The sequence below is a fragment of the Novosphingobium sp. 11B genome, from assembly GCF_054589055.1.
This window is the reverse complement of record NZ_BAAILP010000147.1, coordinates 61,167-68,236: the sequence shown is the minus strand read 5'-3', so window position 1 is coordinate 68,236 and position 7,070 is coordinate 61,167. Positions and strand designations below refer to the sequence as shown.

Annotated in this window: 7 protein-coding genes and 1 tRNA gene; 1 reads left to right on the top strand and 7 read right to left on the bottom strand. The window is 65.1% G+C overall.

The window, feature by feature from the left end:
• Positions 1–173: 173 nt before the first annotated feature.
• Positions 174–1,013, bottom strand: coding sequence for a TrmH family RNA methyltransferase (locus ACYPYD_RS13930; protein ID WP_008829170.1), 840 nt, complete (start codon positions 1,011–1,013; stop codon positions 174–176).
• 188 nt (positions 1,014–1,201) lie between these two features.
• Here ACYPYD_RS13930 and ACYPYD_RS13925 point away from each other — a divergent pair.
• Positions 1,202–1,287 (top strand) — tRNA-Tyr (locus ACYPYD_RS13925).
• Between the two features lie 56 nt (positions 1,288–1,343).
• On the opposite strand, the gene ACYPYD_RS13920 is transcribed toward ACYPYD_RS13925, so the two are convergent.
• The 6 genes from ACYPYD_RS13920 to ACYPYD_RS13895 form a co-directional block, all read right to left on the bottom strand.
• A complete protein-coding gene (locus ACYPYD_RS13920) occupies positions 1,344–2,396 on the bottom strand; it encodes a tyrosine-type recombinase/integrase (protein WP_459663714.1) in 1,053 nt (350 codons plus the stop codon).
• A 195-nt stretch (positions 2,397–2,591) separates the two neighbouring features.
• Entirely contained in the window at positions 2,592–3,413 is an 822-nt protein-coding gene (locus ACYPYD_RS13915; RefSeq protein WP_459663713.1) for a DNA methyltransferase, read from the bottom strand.
• The gene (locus tag ACYPYD_RS13910; protein ID WP_459663711.1) at positions 3,410–5,665 is read right to left on the bottom strand and encodes a DNA cytosine methyltransferase; all 2,256 of its coding nucleotides are present in this window, start codon (positions 5,663–5,665) and stop codon (positions 3,410–3,412) included. The genes ACYPYD_RS13915 and ACYPYD_RS13910 overlap by 4 nt, the downstream gene beginning before the upstream one ends.
• A gap of 277 nt (positions 5,666–5,942) precedes the next feature.
• The gene (locus ACYPYD_RS13905; RefSeq protein WP_459663709.1) at positions 5,943–6,464 is read right to left on the bottom strand and encodes an ASCH domain-containing protein; all 522 of its coding nucleotides are present in this window, start codon (positions 6,462–6,464) and stop codon (positions 5,943–5,945) included.
• Complete coding sequence (locus ACYPYD_RS13900; RefSeq protein ID WP_459663708.1) at positions 6,461–6,736, bottom strand: hypothetical protein; 276 nt, start codon at positions 6,734–6,736, stop codon at positions 6,461–6,463. Before ACYPYD_RS13900 ends, ACYPYD_RS13905 begins: the two co-directional genes overlap by 4 nt.
• The gene (locus ACYPYD_RS13895; RefSeq protein ID WP_459663706.1) at positions 6,733–7,047 is read right to left on the bottom strand and encodes a hypothetical protein; all 315 of its coding nucleotides are present in this window, start codon (positions 7,045–7,047) and stop codon (positions 6,733–6,735) included. Before ACYPYD_RS13895 ends, ACYPYD_RS13900 begins: the two co-directional genes overlap by 4 nt.
• Positions 7,048–7,070: the final 23 nt, after the last annotated feature.

The window sequence follows — 7,070 nt, the reverse complement described above, 5'->3', positions numbered from 1 at the left end:
CGGTCCGTCAGGGCCGGCGCGGCGTTTGTCGTTTGGGCTTGGGTGCAAGCCTCTATAGGAGTACCCAAAGTGTACTTAACTGCACCTAGCGGTGAGCTAAGGCGCCCGGACACTCCGTTACAGTGCGTACGGCCCCTTCATACGATGGGGCCATACGCAACTGGTCGGATTCCCTATTCCGTCTCGCGGGTCGCCGCTGCGTAGAGGGCGATGGCGGCGGCATTACTGACGTTCAGGCTCTCCATGGCCTCGCTGATCGGCAGCTTCGCAATCGCGTCGCAGTGCTGGGTGATGTTGTGGCGCATTCCGTCCCCCTCGGCACCGAGCACGAGTGCGACCGGGCCGGTGGGGAGGGCTTCACCAAGAGTGGATTCGGCGGCGCCGTCGAGACCGATGCGCCAGTAACCGGCTTCGGCGATTTCTTCGAGCGCGCGGGCGAGGTTCACCACGCGGATCCAGGGCAGGACTTCGAGCGCGCCCGATGCGGACTTTGCCAGCGTGCCCGATTCGGGCGGTGCGTGGCGGTCCTGCGTGACGATGCAGCAGGCGTCGAAGGCAGCGGCCGAGCGCATGATCGCGCCGACGTTGTGCGGATCGGTCACCTGGTCGAGCACCACGACCGGGCGGGTGGGGTCGCCGTCGAGCACATCGGCAAGGAACATGTCGTCGAGGGGCGCGCATTCCAGGACGAGACCCTGATGCGGCGCGTCCTTGGCGACGAGGCGGGCGAGGTCGGCGGCCTGCGCCCATTCCACCGGGAAGTCGCTGGGCAGTTCGCCATCAAGCGATTCGACGCCTTCGCGAGTCGCCCAAAGCTTGCGATGGCTGCGGTCCGGATTCTTGAGCGCGGCCTCGACGGCGTGCCGGCCCCATAGGCGCACCATGCCCGTGGAGGCACGACCGCTGCCGCGGCCGTTCTTCATCCGGCCTGCGCGGCCGCGCAGCGCCTTGCCCCGGCGGGCTTCGCCTTCGTCTCCGCCCTGGGGGCCGACGTGTCCGCCACGCTTGGTCATCTGTAGTCCTTTCGAAAAATCTAAGCGTAAATGCAAAAATCTTGCCCCCTCTGACAGGGAGGGCATTGACAGGCAAGGCTCGCTTCGGCAAAGGCGCGGCTCCTCGGCAACGGGGCACCTTCGGGGGCCTCGACCAACGCCGGATTTCCTAGGTTTTCCTTGGATTTCCAGCCGCCAGCAACTGGTGTGGACAGGTGGCCGAGTGGTTAAAGGCAGCAGACTGTAAATCTGCCCGTGCAAGCGTACGCTGGTTCGAATCCAGCCCTGTCCACCACCATTGCTCTCCAAGGCGCAGAACTACTGGCCTTCGGGCAGGTTAGCCAAACAGGGTTAGCCAATCAGCTTTCGCATCGCACCGTCAGCAAGCCGTCCACGGTCGGCTTTGGCAGCGTAGTGAGCAAAGGTGGCGTTCTTCTTCTGACCGGTGATCGCGCGGCCTTCGGCGTCGGTCGCACCGGCTTCCGCCAGCTGCCGGGATATCGCTTTGCGCAGGCCGTGCAGAGAACCGGGACAACCCGCTGAGTTCGCCCATTTGCGGAAGCGGTTGCCAAGGCTTTCGATCGTGTACGGTCCGCCATGCTCACCGACGATCAGCCACCGGATCGGAGTGGCGGGAAGTGCCTCGATCGCGGCGCGCATTTCGGGCGTCATCGGAACGTCTGTCTCGTTAGTGCCTTTGGCGTGGACGACATTCCACCGGCCATCGCGCAAAGCCTTTCGCTCTAGCTCCGCGAGGTTGCATCGGCGTGCCGCCGTATTGAGCGCGAGCTCGAGCGTCAGGCGCGCCATAGTCCCCAGCGCATGGTGCGCGCGGTATCGTTCGATCTCCTCGTCCGTCCAGGTGTGAAACCCCGGGCCAGAGCGGAACGAATCAGTCTTTTCCGCTGGATTGATAGTCATCCAGCCCAGCTTGATCGCGTAATCGAACAGCTTCTTGAGGGCTTTGCGCAGATTGTTGGCGCTCGCCGGTGTCGCGGCCAGCTCTGCGATGTGTGCGTCCAGGACGCCGACCGTCGCTCGCTTTGCCGGGTAGGTGCCGTAGCGCACGCCGCGCTTGTCCACCCGGGCAAGGTAGCGTTCGATGATCCGTCGATAGGTGTACTGGCTGGAAGCGGCCATGCGCAGCCAGCGGGGCGCGGCGAATAGCTTCCGGGCGAGGTCCTCCATCGATCCCGGCGTTACCGCGCCTGCAGACGACACGCCGATCGGCGCGGCGCCCGAGGCGGCGTGGTACTCCTCCATGAATTCGGGGGAGCCGGGGTCGGCTTTGAAGTTGTAGGTTTGCTGTCCAGTTTTTCGGTAGCGGTAGCGCGTCCGACCGTGACGATCCTTGTAGGCTGTCACGTTGTCAGGCAACCAGCGCTGGGCTTTACGGCGCGGCATCGTCGAGACCTTCCTCCCATGGGTTAGGCTCCTCGGCAGCGTCGAGCGCAGTGGGGGACTGGACGATTCGCGGCTCTGGGGCCGGATCAATTATCATCCGGCCGGTACGCGGCTCAACGATTAGCACCGCGCCAAGCTTTTTGGCGGCGCGAAGAGCACGCTCGATGTCGGATTGAAGGATGACGGCTCGGGAGGTCATACCGCCTTCGATTGTTCCCATGCGGCTATTATCCGCTCCACGGCCGTCGCGAAGTGCTTCGCGCTCTTTTCGATGCCGGTGAAGATCTTGCCGTGACGGACCGCCGAGACGCCCGTGCTGCCAGTGCCCATGAACGGATCGATGATCGTGCGGCCCGCCATGTTGCGCACGATCTTGTCCATTACGGCGAGCGGTTTGACGGTGGCGTGCCCAAAGGTCTTTGCGGGCATGGTGCCCGAGGTGACCCAGCGGTGCATGTCATGGTGCTCGCCGACCGGATGGTGGCCGCGATTCCAGGCATGCACGTAGGGCTCCACGTCCGCGAGGTAGTGCTTGTTGCGCATGGGGCTCGGGTTCGGCTTGATCCAGCCCAGCAAACAAAAACGCTGGTATCGCCGGTCGATGTATTCGAGCAGCTCGGGCAGCTGGTCGTTGTGGCAAAAGACCACCACGGATCCAGCGCGGAGCGGGTTAACGATCGACATGTCGAAGCCCTGGTCCAGCTTCTCCGCGACGATCATATCCGCGCCCGTGCGGCTCTTGCGAAAGGTGCCGCCGCCCCGATTGTCGAAGCGGTACGGCGGATCCATGAACTCGGCATCGAAGTAACCGAGCCGGGGGCGCAGGCGATACGCATCGCCATGATACAGTCGGTGTGGGCCGATCTGGACCACGCCGAAATCGCCGCCTGGTTCACAGGGGTCATATCCAATGCTGACAGGCGCTAGGCCGGCGTGCTGGCATTCGCAAACGTCCATGCGAAAGCCGGCGTGGTCCCTGAAGCCGGTATAGGCGCATAGGGGGCAGAAGGGGTTCATGCTTCCTCTCCGTCAATGCGGAACGCCGCCTGATCGTTGTCGATGGCGAGAGCGAGAGCCCCGGGTTTGGCCCAGATCTCGCGCGTGCTGAGGAAGAAGCTTTCGCCCATGTCGGCGAGGATCAGCGTCTCACCGATCGTCTCGGCCATGCCGGTAGCGGCAGCGCCCGGCACCATGTTGCCGATCCACTCGCGCTTGGTGACGTCCGAGCCGCCGATGAGGTCGAACGGGGTGCGGCAGCGCCATTCCAGGCCGAATTCGGTCTCTTCCTGGTAGAAGATCTCTTCCGGGTCGAAGAGCGCCTGAAGCGATGCGAGATCCAACGTCGTGAACGGGCGGTGCCACGTCCCATCAGTCGAGATGATGCGGCAGACCAAGCGGTCCTCGGGCTTGGGCAAGAGGATGGGCTCGCAGTCGAATCCTACCTCGCGCGGGTCCGCGACGGAGTTGAACCCGTTGTCGTGGCAGGCCGAGCCGCTGACCGCATATGCAGTCTGTTCCCAATCAACGACGCCGTAGTGCCCGCCGGTCTGATAATGCTCGCGGCGCGCATCGGCGACGCAGGGATGGCCGCCGGTGACGCTGTGTCCACCGGCTGAGATCGTGCCCGTCGCTTCCTCGTAGGGAGTGACGCGCATGATGTTCTGGTGGCGCTGGTTGCCCCAGCTCGGGCGCGGGTCCGCAACCGCAAATGCACCGTCGCCCGTCGTGCTGGCGCCGATGACGGTACGGCTGCTGCGATCGTAGGGCGTCACCTGATATTTGGTGGTCGTGTAGTCCTTCCCCGCCGGGCGCGGATCGGCAACGGCGGTGTCGCGCGAGGATGTGACCGAGACGCCCGGCTTGTCGAAGGGGACAACGCGATAGACGTTCGAGTGGGCTTTCCGGCCAAGGCGCGGGTCGGCGATGGAATGCGAGCCGCCGCCCGGAAGGGACTGGCCCGACACGGTGCCGACGTTTTTATCCCACTTGTTCACGCCGTACTGTTGATACGTCTGGTTCGCGCGCTCGGGCGGCCGGGGGTCTGCGACGGCATAAGCGCCAGTCGTCGGCTTCGGATCACCCGAGATCACACCGGTCGGCTTGCCGTCCCACTCATTGACGCCGAGGACGTGGCGATGCGTGCTGCTGCCGTAGGCCGGCCGAGGGTCAGCGACGCTGTGCGCGCCGTTGTGCGGGCGGCTCGCGCCGGCGACCACCCGAGCAGGATCGTCCCAACCGCGAATGCCCAGCGCCTCGTTGTGCCAGTCATCGAGAGGGCGCGGATCAGCCACCGAGAAGCGGCCTTGTCCCGGTGCGCGGTGCGAGGTGATCACCGGCGCCGTGTCGCCCCAGCCATTCACGCCCAACGCGTTCTCGCGCAGAGGCACCTCAGGCAAGATGCCGAAGTCGCGCAGGTTGCCATCGACCACGGCGAGGTCATTCAGCGCACGCCAGTCCTTTCCGGCCGGAACGAGCGCGAGGCGAACCCAAGTCTTCCATTGCAGCGACGGCACGCGGTGCATTGGACCAGCCATTGGATCGCCCGGGAGCGGCAGCTTGCCGATCACCTCACCCACGCCGCGCAGGCGGTGCTCGCGGGGCTGGTAGATGAAGGGCGGCACCTTCTCCATGTGCCGGGCGATCAGCAGCGCGCGCTTACGGCTCTGCGCCAGGTTGCCGATCACCCCGCAATCGTGGGTGTCGAGGTTGACGCTGTAGCCGTAGGCGCGGAACAGCGCGGTGATCTGATCCAGCAGCCACTTGCCGCGTGTCAGGATCCGGGGGACGTTTTCGAACAGGACCACCGGGATCGGGCTGTCCTTGTAGGCTTCGAGCAGCAGCCAGACGCCGCGCAGAGTGAGGCGGTTGAGCGCCTGATACTTGTCGGTCTTCGACTGTGACGAGGACAGGAGACCAGAGAAGCCCTTGCAGGGTGCGGAGAGGAACGCGACGTCGACAATCGGCCCATAGGCGGCGCGAATGTCGGCGGGCGTCGCTTCCTTGAAGTCGTTCGCCGGCTCGCGGCCATGGAACGCCATGTACTGCTGGCGGTCGAACAGGTCCATGACCGTGCCCTTGGCCCCGGTCAGCCGCTCGAAGTTCTTGATGGCGCCCGCATCGTTGTCGATGCCGCCAACGCAGATGAACTTTGCTTGGGTGTTGCCGACACGCGGGCGGGCTTTGTTGAACCCGATCGCACCGCCACCGACGCCGCAGAACATGTGGGCGTGGCGGATTTCGCGCACGCAATTGGTAGCGGCAAGTCTCATGCGCGGGGCGCTCCGAGGAAAGGAAGGAAGTGTTCACAGCCGTGCTCACCGCGCGCGCCGCAGGAACGGCAGATGGCGGTGGGGCTGGCGGCGCGACGCGTGGGGATGGAGGGCGCGACGGGACGCGGCTTGTCCCGGAACGCGCTTGCCAAACGGGCGCCGTCTACGCTGCGCGGCCGGGCGAGAAGTTCGCCCCGGGCGCGGCGTTCTCGCACGATTGCGAGGCTGGCGAGAAACTCGGCGACGGCTTCGTCGGCGGGAGAGGGGGCCGATGTTATCACAGAGCGCCTCCCGCCATATCGGTGGGCTCGGGCCAGTTCCAGAAGCCCTGACGACCCTTCATCTCGATGGGTACGTCCCAGCGCTCGACCTCGAGCATCGGCCAGCCCCAATTCGCCTGGTCGTCGCGGTCGCTGTCGTTGACGTGCGGCACGCCGAACTCCTCGGCGATGTCGTAGCCGTCGCGGGGCTCACCGACGATCGCGGTCCCAAGCCCGGCCGACATGGGCAGCGGGCCTTCGGCGCCGGGCGACCAGGCGCGGTCGAGGATGGGCAGCGCCTTTTCGGGATCGAGGCAAGTCATTGCCGCTGCGATGCGATGCTCTTCGCTGAGATCCCGATCGCGCAGGGTAACGAAGAGGTCCACCACCTCCGCCGGCGGAACCTTGCCAGCACCGGCGTGGATGACGATGCGCTGCCCGATCAGCGAGCGCGGTGCGCGCCAGCCTCGGAATTCGAAGGGCTTGGCGCCTGCGACGATCAGCGAGGCCCACGGCTGCCAGATGGTCAGCGCCTTCATGCCCAGCCCTCCAGAAAGCGGTTGAGGGCGGCGATCAGGTCAACTTGTAGATCGGCGCGCCCGCTCCGCACGCTGCGCTGATGCTCGCGCTCGAGGTCAATCTCGAGAGTGGTGCGAAGAGCCTCAGCGAGGGTTTCGCATGTATCCGGATCGTCGAACGCGCGGACCTGCGTTGATTCGCCGCCCATAGCGAAGATCAACAGCTGAGCAGCAGCTAGCGAGCAATCGCGAGCGGCTCTCGTAGCGGCTTCAGGCTCAGTAAGGACGGTCATGCGTGCCGCCCTCCGCCTTGTTCGTTCACCGCAGCGGCGACATTGGGATCGTCCAGCAACTTCACCAGATCAGCCGACGTTGCCGGCGCTGGATCGTATGCGGATCCGCAGAAGGGGCAGAACTTGTGCCCGAACACGCGGGGTTTGTGCGAACGGGTTTCGGCTTTCCCGTTATCCTTGCGCATGAGGCCGGTGTACGTCCGCGCGGTCATTCCTCGAAGATCGCGGGAAAAGACGATCGCCGTATCCAGCGTGTGTTCGTCCAGGGCGGCGTTGATCTCTTCGATGCATTTGCAGGGCTGGTGTGTCATGTGCGGGGCACTCCTGGTGGAAA

Coding starts and splice junctions, on each gene's coding strand:
- ACYPYD_RS13930 (WP_008829170.1), bottom strand. CDS start 1,013: ATGACCAAGCGTGGCGGACACGTCGGCCCCCAGGGCGGAGACGAAGGC.
- ACYPYD_RS13920 (WP_459663714.1), bottom strand. CDS start 2,396: ATGCCGCGCCGTAAAGCCCAGCGCTGGTTGCCTGACAACGTGACAGCC.
- ACYPYD_RS13915 (WP_459663713.1), bottom strand. CDS start 3,413: ATGAACCCCTTCTGCCCCCTATGCGCCTATACCGGCTTCAGGGACCAC.
- ACYPYD_RS13910 (WP_459663711.1), bottom strand. CDS start 5,665: ATGAGACTTGCCGCTACCAATTGCGTGCGCGAAATCCGCCACGCCCAC.
- ACYPYD_RS13905 (WP_459663709.1), bottom strand. CDS start 6,464: ATGAAGGCGCTGACCATCTGGCAGCCGTGGGCCTCGCTGATCGTCGCA.
- ACYPYD_RS13900 (WP_459663708.1), bottom strand. CDS start 6,736: ATGACCGTCCTTACTGAGCCTGAAGCCGCTACGAGAGCCGCTCGCGAT.
- ACYPYD_RS13895 (WP_459663706.1), bottom strand. CDS start 7,047: ATGACACACCAGCCCTGCAAATGCATCGAAGAGATCAACGCCGCCCTG.